This is a genomic window from Streptomyces poonensis, assembly GCF_014650915.1.
Classification (GTDB): domain Bacteria; phylum Actinomycetota; class Actinomycetes; order Streptomycetales; family Streptomycetaceae; genus Streptomyces; species Streptomyces poonensis.
On record NZ_BMVW01000008.1, the window covers coordinates 306,480 to 323,674 of the forward strand.

16 protein-coding genes are annotated in these 17,195 nt (G+C 71.8%); 5 read left to right on the plus strand and 11 right to left on the minus strand.

Annotated features, from left to right (window positions below):
- Positions 1-5: 5 nt before the first annotated feature.
- Positions 6-1,952: an amylo-alpha-1,6-glucosidase gene (locus tag IE242_RS21645; RefSeq protein WP_189861744.1), complete on the minus strand. Its 1,947-nt coding sequence runs from the start codon at positions 1,950-1,952 to the stop codon at positions 6-8.
- Positions 1,949-3,421, minus strand: a complete 1,473-nt coding sequence (locus IE242_RS21650; RefSeq protein ID WP_189861746.1) for an MGH1-like glycoside hydrolase domain-containing protein — start codon at positions 3,419-3,421, stop codon at positions 1,949-1,951. Before IE242_RS21650 ends, IE242_RS21645 begins: the two co-directional genes overlap by 4 nt.
- Positions 3,422-3,540: 119 nt before the next feature.
- Between IE242_RS21650 and IE242_RS21655 the strand changes: the two genes are divergently transcribed.
- Together IE242_RS21655 and ppdK are read left to right on the plus strand one after the other, a co-directional pair.
- Positions 3,541-4,761: an ROK family protein gene (locus IE242_RS21655; protein ID WP_189861748.1), complete on the plus strand. Its 1,221-nt coding sequence runs from the start codon at positions 3,541-3,543 to the stop codon at positions 4,759-4,761.
- Between the two features lie 460 nt (positions 4,762-5,221).
- Positions 5,222-7,969, plus strand: a complete 2,748-nt coding sequence (gene ppdK, locus IE242_RS21660) for a pyruvate, phosphate dikinase (protein WP_373299552.1) — start codon at positions 5,222-5,224, stop codon at positions 7,967-7,969.
- 221 nt (positions 7,970-8,190) lie between these two features.
- On the opposite strand, the gene IE242_RS21665 is transcribed toward ppdK, so the two are convergent.
- Together IE242_RS21665 and IE242_RS21670 are read right to left on the minus strand one after the other, a co-directional pair.
- On the minus strand, positions 8,191-8,739 hold the full coding sequence (locus IE242_RS21665; RefSeq protein ID WP_189861752.1) for a DUF6415 family natural product biosynthesis protein: 549 nt from the start codon (positions 8,737-8,739) through the stop codon (positions 8,191-8,193).
- Positions 8,740-8,916: 177 nt separating this feature from the next.
- A complete protein-coding gene (locus tag IE242_RS21670; RefSeq protein ID WP_189861754.1) occupies positions 8,917-9,636 on the minus strand; it encodes a GntR family transcriptional regulator in 720 nt (239 codons plus the stop codon).
- 56 nt (positions 9,637-9,692) lie between these two features.
- Here IE242_RS21670 and IE242_RS21675 point away from each other — a divergent pair, with 56 nt between their 5' ends.
- Positions 9,693-10,508 carry a class I SAM-dependent methyltransferase gene (locus IE242_RS21675; protein ID WP_189861755.1) on the plus strand — a complete coding sequence of 272 codons (816 nt, stop codon included), beginning with the start codon at positions 9,693-9,695 and terminating at the stop codon, positions 10,506-10,508.
- A gap of 25 nt (positions 10,509-10,533) precedes the next feature.
- Here the strand turns inward: IE242_RS21675 and IE242_RS39220 are convergent, their stop codons facing one another.
- Positions 10,534-10,596 (minus strand): excalibur calcium-binding domain-containing protein, encoded by a 63-nt coding sequence (locus tag IE242_RS39220; RefSeq protein WP_189861827.1) that lies wholly within the window; start codon positions 10,594-10,596, stop codon positions 10,534-10,536.
- Positions 10,597-10,606: 10 nt separating this feature from the next.
- Positions 10,607-11,557 carry an Lrp/AsnC family transcriptional regulator gene (locus IE242_RS21685; protein WP_189861757.1) on the minus strand — a complete coding sequence of 317 codons (951 nt, stop codon included), beginning with the start codon at positions 11,555-11,557 and terminating at the stop codon, positions 10,607-10,609.
- Positions 11,558-11,642: 85 nt separating this feature from the next.
- On the opposite strand from IE242_RS21685, the gene IE242_RS21690 reads away from it, so the two are divergent.
- On the plus strand, positions 11,643-12,518 hold the full coding sequence (locus IE242_RS21690) for a VOC family protein (RefSeq protein WP_189861758.1): 876 nt from the start codon (positions 11,643-11,645) through the stop codon (positions 12,516-12,518).
- A 94-nt stretch (positions 12,519-12,612) separates the two neighbouring features.
- A complete protein-coding gene (locus IE242_RS21695; RefSeq protein WP_229859227.1) occupies positions 12,613-13,107 on the plus strand; it encodes a DoxX family protein in 495 nt (164 codons plus the stop codon).
- Between the two features lie 18 nt (positions 13,108-13,125).
- Here the strand turns inward: IE242_RS21695 and IE242_RS21700 are convergent, their stop codons facing one another.
- From IE242_RS21700 to IE242_RS21720, 5 genes are all read right to left on the minus strand, one after another.
- Positions 13,126-14,286 carry an alkaline phosphatase PhoX gene (locus IE242_RS21700; protein ID WP_189861762.1) on the minus strand — a complete coding sequence of 387 codons (1,161 nt, stop codon included), beginning with the start codon at positions 14,284-14,286 and terminating at the stop codon, positions 13,126-13,128.
- Positions 14,287-14,436: 150 nt separating this feature from the next.
- Positions 14,437-15,207, minus strand: coding sequence for an SDR family NAD(P)-dependent oxidoreductase (locus tag IE242_RS21705; RefSeq protein ID WP_189861763.1), 771 nt, complete (start codon positions 15,205-15,207; stop codon positions 14,437-14,439).
- Between the two features lie 71 nt (positions 15,208-15,278).
- Complete coding sequence (locus IE242_RS21710) at positions 15,279-15,860, minus strand: TetR/AcrR family transcriptional regulator (RefSeq protein ID WP_189861764.1); 582 nt, start codon at positions 15,858-15,860, stop codon at positions 15,279-15,281.
- A 56-nt stretch (positions 15,861-15,916) separates the two neighbouring features.
- The gene (locus IE242_RS21715; protein ID WP_189861765.1) at positions 15,917-16,891 is read right to left on the minus strand and encodes a WXG100 family type VII secretion target; all 975 of its coding nucleotides are present in this window, start codon (positions 16,889-16,891) and stop codon (positions 15,917-15,919) included.
- Positions 16,892-16,901: 10 nt separating this feature from the next.
- Complete coding sequence (locus tag IE242_RS21720; protein WP_189861766.1) at positions 16,902-17,192, minus strand: hypothetical protein; 291 nt, start codon at positions 17,190-17,192, stop codon at positions 16,902-16,904.
- Between the last annotated feature and the right edge of the window lie 3 nt (positions 17,193-17,195).

A 17,195-nucleotide genomic window follows, 5' to 3' on the forward strand; every position in this document is an offset into this window, starting at 1 on the left:
GCCGCTCAGGCGCCTCCCACGGCCGTCAGCAGCGCCAGCGGAGCCGCCGCCGACCGGGACTCCCGTACGCAGGCGTGCGGATACGGCACCGGCTCCGGATGCCCGGCCCGGTCGTACCCGGCGAGCACCTCCGGCAGCCGGTGGCCCGTCGCCGCCGCCGCGTCCACCAGGCCGTGCGCGACCGCGCGGGCCTCGTCGTGCAGGCCGTAGCGGGCGAGGCCGAGCGCGATGAGCGCGTTGTCGTGGGGCCAGACCGAACCGCGGTGGTACGACAGCGGGTGGTACGCCGCCTGCCCGGCGGCCAGGGTGCGCACGCCCCAGCCGGAGAAGAAGTCGGGCTCCAGCAGCCGCCGGCCGACCAGTTCCCCGTACTCCTTGTCCAGCAGGCCCGACCACAGCAGATGGCCCGCGTCGGAGGCGAGGGCGTCCACGGGACGGCCCTCGCCGTCCAGGGCCAGCGCGGGGAACGACTGCTCCGCCATCCAGAAGTCCCGCTGGAAGCGGTCGCGGAGATCGCCCGCGGCCTGCTCCAGCAGCGCCGCGTACACCTCGTCCGCCCACACCGTGCGGGCCAGCTGGGCGGTGCGGCGCAGCGCGTCGTACGCGTAGCCCTGGGCGCCCGCCGCCATCACGGGCCCGGTGGGGCGCGCGCCGTCCGCCGAGCAGATGGCGCCCGGGGAGTCCTTCCAGTTCTGGTTGGCGAGGCCGCCCCGGTCCGCGCGGTAGACGAGGTAGCCCCGCGAGGTGAGGCCGCCGTGGTCCAGCATCCAGCCGATCGCCGCGCGCGCGTGCGGTTCGAGACGGCGGGCCAGCGCCGCGTCGCCGGTGTGCTCCACGTACGCGCCGAGCAGGACCAGGAAGAGCGGGGTGGCGTCCACCGAGCCGTAGTAGCGCCCGTACGGCACCTGCCCGAAGTGGGCCAGCTCCCCGTGGCGCACCTCGTGCACGATCTTCCCCGGCTGTGCCACGACGCCCGTACCGGTCTCGGTCGCCTGGGTGGCGGCGAGGGCGGGGAGTGTGGCGGCCGCGAGGTCCGGACGGTAGGGGAGCGCGAAGAGGGAGGTCAGCAGCGCGTCGCGGCCGAGCAGGGTGAGGAACCAGGGGGCTCCGGCTGCCGGGACGCGCAGTTCCTCGCCGTCCGGGCCGGTCGCGGGGACCTGGAGCACGGCAAGATCCGCGAGACCGCGCGCACAGGCCGCCGCGAGCTCCGGCCACGCCGTCGGGAAGGGCACGCCGTCGGTGAACTCCGCCTCGAGTGCCAGCAGTTGCTCGCGCGCGGCGGCCGGTGACGTCGGCACGGCGCGGCCTTCGGCGGTGCCGCTCGTGCCGTGCGGCCGCGCGGCGACCCGCAGGGACAGCTCGGCCGATCCGTGCGGCTCCAGGTCCAGGGCCCAGACGAGCCGCCGGGCGCCCGTGCCCGTCTCCTCCACCCCCTCCGGCGCGGGATCGGCCGTGACGGTCGTACGGGACAGCCACTCGCCGCGCCGGTAGCCGAACTCCACACCGTCGTCCAGGACCCGGCGGGACCGCACGGCGCCGGTCTTGGTGTACGTGCGGTGGTCGGAGCGGAGCTCGAACTGGTCCGCGAAGTCGGCGTCCGCGGTCAGCGCGATCCGGACTGTCGTGGGCACCGGGCGGTTGCTCGTCACCCGCAGCGACTCCACCAGCGCGCCGTCCGCGACGGCCTGTTCCCGGAAGAGCGTGTACGCGGGCGGTTCCTGGCGGCCGCCGCGCGGCACGAGCACACAGCGCGCGGTGTCGCCGTCGGTGACCGGCGTCAGCGCCTCCGGGAGGGCGCCGTCCACCGTGAGCTGCCAGCGGCTGAGGTGCCGGGCGTCCCGGACGAACAGCCCGTCCGGGGAGGTGCCGCCGTGCACCCCGCTGATGTCCCCGCGGTCCCCCACGGCCAGGAACGTTCCGCCGCGCACGAGCAGATGATGCCGGTCCGTCATCCCCGGTTCCCTCCCCTGTCACTGCTGTGGTGAGTGCTGTGGTCACTGCCGTCGTGGTGCAGCAGGTCGAGCGTGAGCGCGGCGGTCCAGCCGAAGCCGGCCGCCCCGCGGGCCGCGCCGGTGTACGGGTCCACGTACTCCGCGAACCCGGACGCCGCGGCCGTGCGCAGGAAGTCGGCCCGCAGCGCGTCGGCCCGCGCCCGCTCACCGTGCCGCCGCAGCCCGCGCTCCAGCAGCCAGGCCGTGTTGAACCAGGCCGGTCCCCGCCAGTAACGGTGCCGGTCGAAGGAGGCCCCGGTGAGGTCGTAGCTGGGGACGAGACGCGCCGGCCCTCCGAGTCCGAAACGCGGCCCGCACGCCGTACGGACCAGGGCGCGGGTGACGGAGCGCGGCAGATCCGGCAGCAGGAGGGGGACCAGCCCGGAGACGCTCCGCTCGGGGAGGAGGCGGCCCGACCGCCCCGCCCCGTACACGTCGCGGCAGAGGAACATCCCCTCCGCCGGGTCCCACAGCCGGTCCACCAGCACCGCCGTCAGCCGCTCCGCACGCGTACGGCGGGCCGTGCCCGTGGCGCCGAGCTCCCGCGCGATCCGGGCCAGCGCGTGCTCGGAGGCGATCAGCAGGGCGTTGAAGGCGGGGTCCTCCACGGCGAAGCCGCCGCTCGCCTCGTCCCCGTACGACCGGTCCCGGTACTCCGCCGCCAGCCGCACGTACCGCTGGTAGTCCAGATCGGTCGGCCGGTCCCCGGCGGCGCCGTGGGCCAGGTCGGCGCGGCGGAAGGAGCGGGCGGGGGCCGGGGCGACGCGCGACAGCGGGGCGTCCCAGCAGGGGGAGTTGTCCATGCCCTGCTCCCACGGGTGCACCACGGACGCGAGCCCGCCGCCGCCCAGGTCGCGGCGGTGCAGCAGATAGCGGTGCCAGGCGGCCAGCTTCGGGTACACCCGGGCCAGGAAGCCGCGCGCCCGCGACAGGCCGGGATCGGCCCGGTGGACCAGCCACGCGGCGAGCGCGTGCACCGGTGGCTGCACGATGCCCGAGGTCTGTACGGTGCGCGGGGCGCCCGCGGCGCGTCCGGCGGCCGAGGAGCGCCAGAAGTCGGGGCTCGGGAAGTAGGCGTCGAGCGGCACGGAGGGGTTGAAGACGATGTGCGGGATCCGGCCGTCGCCCCACTGCGCGGCGAGCAGCGTCTCCAGCTCCGTCTGCGCCCGTGACGGCGACAGACGGCGCAGCCCGATGGCGATGAACGCCGAGTCCCAGGACCACTGGTGCGGGTACAGGCCGCGCGACGGCACCGTGGACGTCCCCGTCCAGTTGGACTCCAGGACCCCGGCGGCTCTCGCGCGCAGCGATCCGGCCGGTCCGGTCGGTTCGGCCGGTTCGGCCGGTTCGGCCGGTTCGTATACGTCGGCCGCGGGAGCGGGGCCCGTGCGGGCCGTACGACGGGCGGTCAGCTGGGTGGTGCGGTCCACACAGGGCTCCCCGAGGGCATCGATCCGGCCGGTTCGGTCGCGGCTACCATAGAGTTACGTCTAGTTAACACGCAAAACCCAATATGTAATGCAGAGTTGGGAAGTGCAAGGGGGTGTACATGAGCGGAAAGGTCGCGAAGGCGGGTGGACACGCCGGCGCCGGGGATCTGCTCGCCCTGGTCCGCAGTGGACGGGCCACCACGCGCGGTGCGCTCCAGCAGGCCACGGGACTGTCCCGGGCCACGGTCGGCCAGCGCCTGGACCGCCTCTTCCGGGCGGGCTGGCTGCGCGAGGGCGCCGGGGGACCGGTGGACTCCCCGCTCGGCGGACGCCCCTCGATCACCCTCGAGTTCGACGACGACCACGCCGTCGTCCTCGCCGCCGACCTCGACACCCGGCACGCCCGCGCCGCCGTGCTCTCCCTCACCGGCGAGATCCAGGCCGAGCACTCGGGCCCGCTGGCCGTCGAGGACGGCCCCGACGCCGTACTGGACCGGCTCGGCCGCTGGTTCGCCGCGCTGCTGGAGAAGACGGGCCGGCGGGCCGACGCGGTGTGCGGCATCGGGCTGGCCGTGCCCGGCCCGGTGGACACGGACACCGGCCGGGTCGTCCAGCCGCCGATCATGCCGGGCTGGGACGGCTACGACATAAGGGTGCGCCTGGCCCGCGCGTTCGCCGAGCACGCGGACGGCAGCGCGGACACCCCCGTCCTCGTCGACAACGACGCCAACCTCATGGCGTACGGCGAGCAGCGCGCCGGATACCCGGACTGCACGGCCTTCGCCCTGGTCAAGGTGTCGACCGGCATCGGGGCGGGCGTCGTCGTCGGCGGGACGATCTACCGGGGGATCGACGGGGGCGCCGGGGACATAGGCCACATCCGCGTCCCGGACGGCTCCGACGCGCTGTGCAGATGCGGTGCGTACGGCTGTCTGGCCGCCGTCGCGAGCGGCGGTGCCGTGGCGCGCCGGCTGGCCGGGGCGGGGGTGCCAGCGGCCTCCGGCTCGGACGTCCGCGACCTGCTGACGGCCGGCCATCCCGAGGCGGCGGCGCTGGCGCGGGAGGCCGGGCGCCGCGTGGGGGAGGTCCTCGCGACGGTGGTGACCCTCCTGAACCCCGGCGTGCTCATGATCGCCGGAGATTTGGCCGGAACCCCCTTCCTCACGGGCGTACGGGAGTTGCTGTACCAGCGGGCGCTGCCCCGTTCCACCGCGCACCTGGAGGTGGTGACCGCGCGGCTGGGCGAGCGGGCGGCGCTGGTGGGGGCGGGGGCGCTGGTCGTGGAGCACCTGTACGGGCCGGAGCGGGCCGAGGAGCGGCTGGCGGCGCTGGGGGTCTGAGTAAGGGTGTCCGTGCGGGTGTCCCTGTGACCCGCCCCTGTGACAGGCGTGTTTCGCTCTGTGTCAGGGGCTGTCACCTGGTCCGCATGGTGAAATCCGGCTCCTCTCGACGGCGTGATTTGCGCCACCCCTGATAGGGGTGGCGCTCAGATGAGCAGATCTTGGGTATGTCCGGGTTTTCAAGGGGTGGCACTCAGTGCCACCCCTTGATTGTTCATCGGCCGAACTCAATCGTGTGAATTGACGCTCATGTGAGCATCCGCCGAGGTCTACGAGGGTAGATTCGTTCAAGAGTTGAACGCACAACGACCCATCCCCTTGCCAAGCCTTGACTTTCGATCTGCTGGCTGACGACGGGTTACGGGCGCATGACGCACAAGTGGACGTACCCAGGTGCCTTCGATCTGGGTATGTTCCTCGCCGTCAGGGCAGCCACCGCGTCCTCAAGGAGTTGGGACCCGTGTCGGAAAACAAAGATCCTCTCGTAGGCCGGACGGCTCAGAGCGTTGAGGACGTGAAGTTCGTTTACGACTTCACCGAGGGCAACAAAGACCTCAAGGACCTGCTCGGTGGCAAGGGCGCCAACCTCGCCGAGATGACCAACCTCGGCCTCCCGGTCCCTCCCGGCTTCACCATCACCACCGAGGCCTGCAAGGTCTACCTCGACAGCGGCGAGGAGCCGGTGGCACTCCGTGACGAGGTGAGCGAGCACCTCACCGCGCTCGAGGAGAGGATGGGCAAGAAGCTCGGCCAGGCGGACAACCCCCTCCTCGTGTCCGTCCGTTCCGGGGCGAAGTTCTCCATGCCGGGCATGATGGACACCGTCCTGAACATCGGCCTCTCCGACAAGTCGGTCCAGGGCCTCGCGCAGCAGGCCGGCGACGAGCGCTTCGCGTGGGACTCCTACCGCCGCCTCATCCAGATGTTCGGCAAGACCGTCCTCGGCGTCGACGGCGACCTCTTCGAGGACGCGCTGGAGAAGGCCAAGGAGGCCAAGAAGGTCACGGTCGACACCGAGCTGGAGGCCGCGGACCTGAAGAAGCTGGTCACCCGCTTCAAGAAGATCGTCAAGACCGAGGCCGGGCGCGACTTCCCGCAGGACCCGCGCGAGCAGATGAACCTCGCCATCAAGGCGGTCTTCGACTCCTGGAACGGCGACCGTGCCAAGCTCTACCGCCGCCAGGAACGCATCCCGCACGACCTCGGCACGGCCGTCAACGTCTGCTCGATGGTCTTCGGCAACCTCGGCCCGGACTCGGGCACGGGCGTGGCGTTCACCCGCGACCCCGCCTCCGGCCACCAGGGCGTGTACGGCGACTACCTCCAGAACGCGCAGGGCGAGGACGTGGTGGCGGGCATCCGCAACACCGTCCCGCTCGCGGACCTGGAGTCGATCGACAAGAAGTCGTACGACCAGCTCATGCAGATCATGGAGACCCTGGAGAACCACTACAAGGATCTCTGCGACATCGAGTTCACCATCGAGCGCGGGCAGCTCTGGATGCTCCAGACCCGCGTCGGCAAGCGCACGGCGGGTGCGGCCTTCCGCATCGCCACGCAGCTCGTGGACCAGGGCCTGATCGACGAGACCGAGGCGCTCCAGCGCGTCAACGGCGCCCAGCTCGCCCAGCTGATGTTCCCGCGCTTCGACGAGGAGGCGAGGACGGAACAGGTCGGCCGGGGCATCGCGGCCTCTCCGGGCGCGGCGGTCGGCAAGGCGGTCTTCGACTCGTACACCGCCGTGAAGTGGTCCCGCTCCGGCGAGAAGGTCATCCTGGTCCGCCGGGAGACCAACCCCGACGACCTGGACGGCATGATCGCCGCCGAGGGCATCCTCACCTCGCGCGGCGGCAAGACCTCCCACGCGGCCGTGGTGGCCCGCGGTATGGGCAAGACCTGCGTGTGCGGCGCGGAGGAGCTGGAGGTCGACACCAAGCGCCGCTGCATGACGGTGCCGGGCGGACGCGTCGTCGAAGAGGGCGACGTCATCTCGATCGACGGCTCGACGGGCAAGGTCTACCTGGGCGAGGTCCCGGTCGTCCCGTCCCCGGTGGTCGAGTACTTCGAGGGCCGGATGCACGCGGGCGCCGACGACGCCGACGAGCTGGTGGAGGCGGTCCACCGCATCATGGCCTTCGCCGACCGCAAGCGCCGGCTGCGCGTCCGCGCCAACGCGGACAACGCCGAGGACGCGCTGCGCGCCCGCCGCTTCGGCGCCCAGGGCATCGGCCTGTGCCGTACGGAACACATGTTCCTCGGCGACCGCCGCGAGCTGGTGGAACGCCTGATCCTGGCGGACACGGAGACGGACCGCGAGGAGTCCCTGAAGCAGCTCCTCCCGCTCCAGAAGCAGGACTTCGTCGAACTCTTCGAGGCGATGGACGGCCTCCCGGTCACCATCCGCCTGCTCGACCCGCCGCTGCACGAGTTCCTCCCGGACATCACGGAACTCTCCGTCCGTGTCGCCCTGGCGGAGTCCCGCCAGGAGCCCCACGAGAACGAACTCCGCCTGCTCCAGGCGGTCCACCGGCTCCACGAGCAGAACCCGATGCTGGGCCTGCGGGGCGTACGCCTGGGCCTGGTCATCCCGGGTCTGTTCACCATGCAGGTCCGGGCGATCGCCGAGGCGGCGGCCGAGCGGAAGGCCGCGAAGGGCGACCCGCGCGCCGAGATCATGATCCCGCTCGTGGGCACCGTCCAGGAGCTGGAGATCGTCCGCGAGGAGGCCGACCAGGTCATCGCGGAGGTCCAGGAGGCGACGGGCACGCAGCTGAAGCTGGCGATCGGCACGATGATCGAGCTGCCGCGCGCCGCGTTGACGGCGGGCCAGATCGCTGAGGCCGCGGAGTTCTTCTCCTTCGGCACGAACGACCTGACCCAGACGGTCTGGGGCTTCAGCCGCGACGACGTGGAGGCTTCGTTCTTCACGGCGTACCTGGAGAAGGGCATCTTCGGAGTCTCGCCGTTCGAGACCATCGACAAGGACGGCGTCGGCTCCCTGGTGCAGTCCGCGGCCCGGGCCGGCCGCGCCACCCGCCCCGACCTCAAGCTCGGCGTCTGCGGCGAGCACGGCGGCGACCCGGAGTCGGTCCACTTCTTCCACGAGGTGGGGCTCGACTACGTCTCCTGCTCTCCGTTCCGCATCCCGGTGGCGCGGCTGGAAGCGGGCCGGGCGGCGACGCAGTCGGAGGGCAGCGACCACCGCTAGCCTCCGGCGGCCACCGGCGAGGCCGTAGGAGCCCGTACGAACCACCGACCACCGGAGTCGCCGCCCGTCATTCCTGACCCTCGCCGACGCGACGGCGACTCCGGCCCACCGAGAGAGGGCGGCATCCCGTGCGGGGGGTGCCGCCCTCTTCCGTGCCTTGAGTACGACCCTGACCCCGCGGTCGCCGCGGGGCCCCGTTCACCCAGGGGCTGGGTGGTGACTCAGCGCAGGATGTCGTAGTGATCGCACAGCGACACCACGGACCGGGCGAGCTTCTTGACGCGCTCGACTTCACCGAGCAGACCGGGCCGCTCCAACAGACCGATGCGACGGCGGGCCTCGGCCACACCAGCCAGCGCCACCTGTGCGGGAACGTCGGCCTTCTCGCTGGCGTGGGTGAGTTGCTCGATGTGGGCGATCAGCTTCGACAGGTCGCCGGAGAACCGATGGGCCTCCCGCTGCACGGCTTCGTAGCGCGGTACGGCCGGAGAGGCGAGGAAGCCGTGCGCGGCGGCGCGCATGGCCCCGATGTCCAGGAGCGAGCCGGATCCGGCCGCACCCACGGGCTGTGCCGGAGCGCCGTCCGACTGCTCCGGCTTCCGGCAGCGAGGACACGTGCACGGCAGGTATTCCAGGGACGGCGGGGGAAGCTCCCGGCTGCGCGGAATGTGTACAGTGCCGCGATCCTCCTTGATGGAGCCGTGCAGATCCACGGTGTAGACGCGCAGGGTCATCTTGACCCCGGGATCCGTCGGGGTTGTAGCGTTCATGGTGTTGACGCTCCTTCGTAGCGTTGGCCACGCCCCGGGACCGTCGCGAGCGGTCGCCGGGGCCCGTCATGCGGCAGCCGGACAAGGGCCGACCCGACTGGAAGGCGGGGGGCTTGTACAGTGCTACGAGGAAACCGGACCGGTGGACCGGTCCAGTCAAGAGGTGTGTCGGATTGCCTACCCCATCGGGTAGTTGTCGGCCTGCTCGAAGACGTGCGACGGGGTCACTCCCTCCTCGCATACAAGGGGTCGATGCTCCTGGTCGAACGCTACGTGCAACACGACTGCCACTGCGGCGGGCTGCTCCACCTCCAGCAACTGCGCCTCGCTGGCATCGGCCAGCCGCACCGTGGTGATGTCCGTGCCCTCCACGGGGAAGCGGCCCGTCTCGCGGCGAACGTAGTGTGTGGTGCCCTCTGAAATCGGGCCTTTCGAACTCAGACGCGGAGCCGCGTCCGCGACCGACGGTGGGAACCAGGCCGTCACGAGGCTGTGCGGGGAGCCGTCATCCAGCAGCACCAGCCGGGCTCGCCGCAGGGCTTCCTCGCTAGCCCCAAGGCCCAAGGCCTCGGCGATGCGAGGCGGTGGTGCCGTACGGCTCGGGACACCGAGGCGCCGGTACGGAGCTCCACCGGCAACCCGGGCGGAGCCCGCCCGGCGTCCGCCCGCCGGCCGTGCGAGCGGCGTCTCCGCCACGGTGAAACCGGCGCCCTGGCGAGCCACGACCAGTCCGTCACCACGCAGCACGTCGTACGCCTTGACGACGGTGGCCCGCGATACACCCCACTGCTCGGCCAGGTCACGACCCGAGGGCAGGAGGTCGTTGGCGCCGAACTCGCCGTTGGCGATCCGGGTGCGCAGATCCTCGGCGATCTGCTCGTACTTCAGCAGTGGCATGGGGCTCGCTTTCCGATCACTGGACTGGTCCACCTGTGAAGCTCCAGAATGCACGCATGACGAGCCCACAGGTAGCGCCGGAGATCGTCAGGTTCTACTCCGAGACGATCGACGAGGCGGACCGCCTGACCGCGACGGCCGACGGACTCCTGGAAATGGTGCGCACCCAGGAGTTGCTCCGCCGCTTCCTTCCCGCCCCGCCCGCCCGGGTCCTGGACGTCGGAGGCGGCCCGGGCGCCCATGCGCGCTGGCTCGTCCAGGACGGTTACACGGTGCATCTGGTCGACCCGATTCCCCGCCACGTCGAGCAGGCTGAACGGACCGGTGCCACGACTGAGTTGGGAGACGCGCGCCAGCTCTCGGCCGAGGATGCCTCTCACGACATCGTGCTCATGCTCGGCCCGCTCTACCACCTGATCGAGCGGGCCGACCGCGACCAGGCCCTCGCCGAGGCGTATCGCGCACTCAAGCCGGGCGGCCTCCTGGCGGCGGCCGGCATCAACCGGTACGCGTCGTTGTTCGAGCACACGGCGTTCGCTCATCTGCACAAGGCATCCATGCGGCAGAGCATCGGCGACATCCTGGCCAAGCAGATCCATGATGGGAAGAAGGCCTTCACGGCCGCCTACTTCCACCGGGGCGAGGAACTGCGCGACGAGATCGCCGCGGCCGGATTCGCCGACGCTCAGGTCTTCGGTGTCGAAGGGCCGGCCTGGTCCATGCTCGCGGCGGCGGAGCGGAACACCGGCGAGTCGTTCCGGGACACGGACCTGTTCGAGTCCGCACTGACGGCGGCGCGGATGGCCGAACCGTACCCGGAGCTGCTGGCGGCGAGTTCCCACCTGCTCGCGATCGGGCGCCGACCAGCGTGACGGTGCGGCTCCCTGCCGCCCGCCGTCACTCGCAGCCGACCCCGTCTCCGTCCCGGTCCAGGTGGCGCCCGTAGCCCGCGTCGCCCACCGCATTGTTCTCAGCGTGCCGAGGCGGCCCGTTTGGTGTAGGAGGCGATCAGCGCGGTCTCCACTCGGGCGACGCCGTCGAGCGAGCCGATGCGGTCGGTCAGATAGGTGTGGAAAGCTCCGGCGTCCCGGCAGACGGCGATGGCGACCAGGTTGTGAGGGCCGGTCGTGGTGCCGACGAAGGCCGCTTCGGGGTCGTCGGCCAGCGTCCGGGCGACGCTGCCGAGCCGGGCGGGTGCGACGGTGAGCCACAGCAGGCTCTGCACGGAGAAGCCGAACAGGCCGGAGTCGACCTCGACGTCGAGCAGGAGAACGCCTGACCGGCGGAGTTCGTCCAGGCGGCGACGGACGGCGGATTCCGACCAGCCGACCTGCCGGGCGAGATCCGGGCAGGCGGCACGGCCGTCTGCGGCGAGGGCGGGGAGCAGACGTCGGTCGAGGTCGGTCAGGTGCACCGGATCGGTGTCCGCGGCGGCGGCCGGCCTCAACGCGGTGATCTGGTCGTCGGTGAGCGCCGAGGTCCGGCCGATCCAACGGTGGTCCATCACGGGACGCAACAGCCGGTGTGCATCGACCTGCGTGACCTGGGGGAGACGGCCCAACGCGCCCAGAGGCGCCGGGCCTTCCCCGGCGACGCGGAAGATGCAGACGATCTCGGTGCCGCTGGAGACGACGGTCACCCAGGCGGTGTCCTCGCGGCGGGCCAGCGCGCGGGCGAGCGGCGCGGTGCCGGACGGCAGGACGCGCAGGCGTACCAGCCATTGGGCGTGACCGGTGCGGTGGCTGTCGGTCACACCGGCCACGCGGGCGACGCCCGTGGCCCGGAGCCTGCCGAAGCGGCGGGCCACGGTGCGGTCGGAGACACCGAGAACGTCGGCGATCCTGCTGAAGGCGGCACGTCCGTCGAGCTGGAGGGCGTGCAGGAGCCGCAGGTCGACTAGGTCGAGCGTGACCGAATCCACCGGGTCAGTGTAAGTCGGCGTCGGATAGCGGCGTGGTGGCGGCATTCGGGGAGCCGGGCCGGGCGTCCGATGAAGTATCGATCCCATGACAGGTGACATCCACGGCATCCATCACACCGGCATCCTGACCCGCGACCTCGACGGGCTGGAGCGGACCTTCCTCTCCCTCGGGTTCACGCTCAGTCCCCGCTCGCGGCACCTCCTGGGCGGGCGGCCCGGTCAGGCGCCGGTGCCCGGCTGCACCGCCAACCGGTGCGCACTGTTCGGCGGGTCGTACATAGAACTGCTGGGCATCGTCGACGAGTCCGCACCCGACCCCTGGCACACCAGGGCGATGGCCGACGAGTACGAGGGCTTCAGACTGCTCAACCTGGACACCGACGACGCCGAAGCCGCCCACCGCCGACTGGACGACGCCGGGCTGCGCACCTCGGGCGTGCTCGGCCTGGAGCGCGACATCGACACCGAGGAAGGGCCGCGCACGGTCCGGGCCCGCGCCGTGCACCTCGACCCGAGCACGACGCCGGAGGGCTACGTGGGAGTGGCTCAGCACCTCACCCGCCGTCATGTGCACCAGCCCCGCTGGCTCGGCCACCCGAACGGTGCCCGCGGCCTCGGCGCCGTATGGATCGTGGCCGACGACGCCGAGTGCGACGCGGTCACGAACCGGTACAGCCGCATTCTGCGGACAGCCCCCGGGCGCGAAGGCCCCCTCACCGTGCTCGACGCGTCGGCTGCGCGGTTGCGTATCGTCCGTGCCTCGGACGCCGAAGAGGTGCTGCCCGGCGAACCGGCCCCGGCTTCCTCGTACCTGGCCGCCATGACCGTCGTCGTCGAGGACGTCGACGACGCCCGGAAGGTCGTCGAGGGCGGCGGCACGGTGACCCGGCCGACCGGCGCCGGGTTCTTCGTCTCCGCTCGCCACGCATACGGAGCCGGCCTGTTCTTCACCGCCGGCTGAACGCGGCCGCCGTCCCCCTCACCCCGCGCGTCCTGTCACTCACTGTCGGAGGACACTCGTGTTCGGAACCCTCATGCTTCTTGTCGGCCCGACGATGGCATTCCGTCTCCTCGGTACGTCGGGCATCAACCGGTTCGCCACCTGGCGAGCCAGCTCGGTACACGGTCTCGCCGTCATGCTCGTGGCCACCGCGACCGCGCACTTCACCCCACAGAGCGGCAGCGTGATGCCCAGCCACGACGATTTGGTGGCCATGGTCCCGCCCTTCGCCCCGTTCCCCCGCGTGCTGGTCTACGCGACCGGTGTACTGGAACTCCTCGGCGCCGCCGGACTCGTCCGGACAGCCACCCGCCCGACGGCCGGAATCGGACTGGCGGCGCTCTTCGTACTGCTGCTGCCGGCCAACGTCCACGCCGCCATCGAGGGCATCCCGCTCAACGGGGATCCGGCCACGCCGTTGTGGTTCAGGATCCCTGAGCAGATGCTCTTCATCGCCATCGCTCTGTGGGCGGCCTCGCCCACCGACAGGGCGAAGCCGTCCTTGCGTCGTTCACGGGGCGTGCCGACGAGAAGCCGGTACGCCCCGTGAACGGAACACGAGGAGACGTCAGGTCCGGAACGGCCCCCGCACCTCGTACGTGATCCCGCCCGACGAGCTCCCGGTCGTGCCGCGCTGGCTGGAGAAGTACAGGCGGGTGCCGTCCGGGGAGAAGGCCGGGCCCGTGATCTCGGACGCGGACTGGCCGTCGATGCGGAGGAACGGGGCGATCACGTCGTCCGGCGTGATGACGCAGATCTCCATGTTGCCGCCGTCCTCCGCGACGAAGAGGTCGCCGGATGCGGTGCCCGTGACGTTGTCCACGCCGGTCAGGGGAGCGGTGCCGGACGTCACCAGCGAGTCGTCGTAGGCGAGTTCGATGGTCTGGGCCGCCGCGTTGTACTGCCAGACGCGGTTGTCGCCCTTGGTCGTGAACCAGCAGGTGTCGTCCGCGTAGTAGCAGCCCTCGCCGCCGTTGAAGCGCTTGGCGCCGGAGACCTGGTTGCGGGTGGCGGTGGCGCCGGTCGGGTCGGGGACCCGGGACCAGGTGACGGAGCCGCTCGTGGCGGTGCCCGCGACCAGGACCTCCAGCGTGCCGGAGGAGAGGTCGCCCCAGGTCGTCGGGCGGAAGCGGTAGAAGCAGCCGTCCGTGACGTCCTCGGTCATGTAGATGACCTTGCGGACGGGGTCGGCCGCGGCCGCCTCGTGCTTGAAGCGGCCCATCGCGTCGCGGCGCGTGGCCGGCTTCGTGCCCCAGGGGTCGGTCTCGTAGACGTAGCCCCGGTCCACCTCCTCGCAGGACAGCCAGGTGTTCCACGGGGTCTTGCCGCCCGCGCAGTTCTGGCGGGTGCCGGAGAGGATGCGGTACGCGCCCGTGACGGTGCCCGCCGCCGAGAACTTCACCGCGCTCGCGCCGCCGGATGGGTTGATCTCCGAGTTGGAGACGTAGATCCAGCCCGTGCCGTCCGGGTAGCAGGCGCCGCCGTCCGGGGCGTTGTGCCAGGTGTACGAGGTGCCAGACACCGTCTTCCCGGAGCGGGCGATCACCCTGCTGGTGAAGCCGCTGGGCAGCCGGATGCCGTTGGCGTCGGGCGAGCCGAGGGCGCCGTACGGGCCGGTGCCGGGCTGGGCCGGCGCGGCGTACGCGGCGCCGCGCCACAGGGTGCCGCCGAAGACGGCCGCCGATCCGCCGAGGACGGCGGCCGTACGCAGGAGGTGACGACGTTCCACTCTCGCTCCCAGGTGTCATGACCGGGCCCGCCGCCGATCGGCGGCGGGGTCGCGCGGCCAGGACGTTAGGGGAGCTGGGTTGACGGGTCATGGACAAGTCATGACGGTTGTCCGGCGGTCGGGCCGATCGGCGACCGTGCCGCTCGGCGGTCAGGCCGTGGCGCCGCCGTCCACCACCAGGTCGGTGCCCACCGTCGAGGCCGCGTCGTCCGACGCCAGGTACAGCACCGCCGCCGCCACCTCCTCGACCGTGGAGACCCGGCCGAGCGGCGCGTCGGTCCGCATCCGCTCCGCCCGCCCGGCCTCGGTCTCGCCCGGCCTGAGCGACATGGACGTGTCGACCGGGCCCGGGCTGACCGCGTTGATCCGCACGCCGTCCGCGATGTGGTCCAGGGCCGCTCCCCGGGTGAGGACCGACACCGCCGCCTTGGTGGCGGCGTAGGCGGCGATGCCGGGCGCGCGCCGGTGCACGCCGATGTTGGAGGCGATGTTGACGATCGCGCCGCCGGACGGCTGGGTGCGCATCCGGCGGACCTGGGCGCGGAGGGCGAGGAACGCTCCGGTGAGGTTGATGTCCAGCTGGGTGTGCCAGTCCTCCTCGGGCAGATCGGTGAGCGAAGCGCCGCCGCGGAAGACGCCCGCGTTGTTGACCGCCACGTCGAGCGAGCCGAAGTGTTCCACGGCGGCGTCGACGGCGGCCTGGATGTCGGCCGCGGCGGAGACATCGGCGGTGACGGCCAGTGCCTTGCCTCCCGCCCGCTCGATCAGGTCCACCGTCTCGTCGAGCGGCTCCCGCCGCCGCCCGGCGACGACGACGTTCGCCCCCTCGGCGGCGAAGGCCAGGGCGACGGCCCGCCCGATGCCGGAGCCGGCGCCGGTGACGAGGGCGGTTCGGCCGGTGAAGCGATGCCTGATGGTCATGATCTCCCCTTTTCTTGACCGATCGGTTCAGTATGCGGGCACAAAAAGGCGCCGCCCGCTGTGTGTGCGGTTCAGTCGAGCAGTGCCAGTGCCTGCTCCGCCGCATCCCGGACGCGCGCCGGGTCCGCCGACGCCTTGCCGACCACCCTCAGGCCCTGCATCAGCACCAGCAGCATCCGGGCGAGGGCGAGCGGATCGCGGTCCGCGCCCAGTTCCCCCCGTGCCTGGGCGCGGACCAGGGCCGAGTGCAACAGGGTCTCGGTCCGGTCCCAACTGTGCTCGACCCGGCGGGCCGCGGCCGGGTCGTGCGGGGCCAGTTCGGCGGCCGTGTTGGTGACGAAGCAGCCGGCCAGACGGCTCTCCTCGGCCGCCGCCTCGTCGCAGAACCGTCGTACGGCCGCGCGTACGGCGGGCAGGGCCGGGCCCGGCTGCGACAGCTCCCGCAGCAGCTCGGCGCGCGTCTGCTGATAGCGGTCAAGAGCCTTCAGGTACAGCTCGCGCTTGCCGCCGAAGGTCGCGTACAGGCTGGCGCGTCCGATGCCGAGGTGCTCGACGAGGTCGGACATCGACGTCGCCTCGTAGCCGCGCCGCCAGAACAGCTCCAGGGCTGCCTGCAGCGCGGCGTCCGGATCGAACTCCTTGGTCCTGGCCATGTACGGGAGGCTAGGGGAATCGAGAACGATCAGTCAAGAAATCTTGGTGTGTGATGTCAACGGCCCTGGCCGCGGCCCCGGTGGAGTCCGGAGCCGCCCTGCGAGGCCGCCGGGCCGGGACGCGGAATGGGAAGGGCGGCGCCGAGGAGGACAACCGGTACGGTCCGGTTCCTGCTGCGCGCGGAGTCCTGCTGCAGGATGCCGCCCGTGACGCCTGGGACGGCATCGGGCCGTCGGCCGGTGGCGGAGGCGGCGTCGGTGCTCCTCCTCCGGCCCCCGAAGACGCCACCCGTCCCCGGCCGGCCCGGCGGCTCGGCGGGACGTGGGCGAGGGGGCAGCGGGGCATGGCGGGGCGACACGGAGTACGGGATCGGGCGCACCTCCGCCAGCGGTGGGGTACCGCCGGGCGGGCCTGGACAGGTCGGCGCGGTCAAGCTGTCCCGGCTCCAGGACCCCATGGCCTCGACCTGCGAGTTGTACGCGGCGCCCAACTGCTCCATCACGACGGCCGCTTCGAGAGCGCGCTGCTCGGCGGCGGACAGCCCGCCCCGGTCGGCGTTCAGCAGATCCTCGGCGTTCACCCTGCTCGTCCGGTCCGCGCTGATCCGCGCCCGGCTGTCCGGGGCGTCGTCGGCCGGGGTCATCGCGTCGATGTGGGGCTTGTACTCCTGCAACGCGTTCGCGGCGCCTTGCAGGGCGACGGAGAGGTACCCGGCGTATTCGGCGGTGTCGGCGATCTTGTGGCGGAAGCGCTCCGCCTCTCCGCGGAACGCCTCGGCCGCTTCGCCCTGCCAGGACTGCATGAGCCGGGCGACAACGGCGTCGAGCATACCGAGGACACCGCCGTCCTCCCCTCCGACGAGGTCCGCGCGGAACGCGTCCCAGCCGTGGCCGGCGGTCCGGGCCTGCTCAGGGTCGGCGTGCACGACCATCGCCTTCATCTGCGGCAGGCTCTTGGCCGCGAACGCGGTGGAGTGCCTGCTCGCATAGCGCCGGCCCGGCGGCAGGTAGTCGTACTCCTTCTCTGCCATGCGGCTGTGCCTAATACTCCGCGTCTTCGTAGGCGCCCCGTGTCCATTTCAATTTGCGGGTGAGTTCTTCGGCGAAAGCACAGAGATGGGTGGTGACATCCTCCACGTGCGTCTTCACCGCGGCCTGTTCGGCGTAGAACTCGTACACCTCGTCGAATCCCGTGCCGAGCGATTCACGGGCCAGGCCGGTTTCGTAACGGGCCTTCGATGCCGCGGCGTCCATGCGACGGACGATGCCGTACAGCCGGCGGAGTGCCAAGTCCATTTCGTCCAGGTCGACTTGGTAGCGCTGCACAGCCAATGA

Coding starts and splice junctions, on each gene's coding strand:
- IE242_RS21645 (WP_189861744.1), bottom strand. CDS start 1,952: ATGACGGACCGGCATCATCTGCTCGTGCGCGGCGGAACGTTCCTGGCC.
- IE242_RS21655 (WP_189861748.1), top strand. CDS start 3,541: ATGAGCGGAAAGGTCGCGAAGGCGGGTGGACACGCCGGCGCCGGGGAT.
- IE242_RS21665 (WP_189861752.1), bottom strand. CDS start 8,739: ATGAACGCTACAACCCCGACGGATCCCGGGGTCAAGATGACCCTGCGC.
- IE242_RS21670 (WP_189861754.1), bottom strand. CDS start 9,636: ATGCCACTGCTGAAGTACGAGCAGATCGCCGAGGATCTGCGCACCCGG.
- IE242_RS21675 (WP_189861755.1), top strand. CDS start 9,693: ATGACGAGCCCACAGGTAGCGCCGGAGATCGTCAGGTTCTACTCCGAG.
- IE242_RS21690 (WP_189861758.1), top strand. CDS start 11,643: ATGACAGGTGACATCCACGGCATCCATCACACCGGCATCCTGACCCGC.
- IE242_RS21695 (WP_229859227.1), top strand. CDS start 12,613: ATGGCATTCCGTCTCCTCGGTACGTCGGGCATCAACCGGTTCGCCACC.
- IE242_RS21705 (WP_189861763.1), bottom strand. CDS start 15,207: ATGACCATCAGGCATCGCTTCACCGGCCGAACCGCCCTCGTCACCGGC.
- IE242_RS21710 (WP_189861764.1), bottom strand. CDS start 15,860: ATGGCCAGGACCAAGGAGTTCGATCCGGACGCCGCGCTGCAGGCAGCC.
- IE242_RS21715 (WP_189861765.1), bottom strand. CDS start 16,891: ATGGCAGAGAAGGAGTACGACTACCTGCCGCCGGGCCGGCGCTATGCG.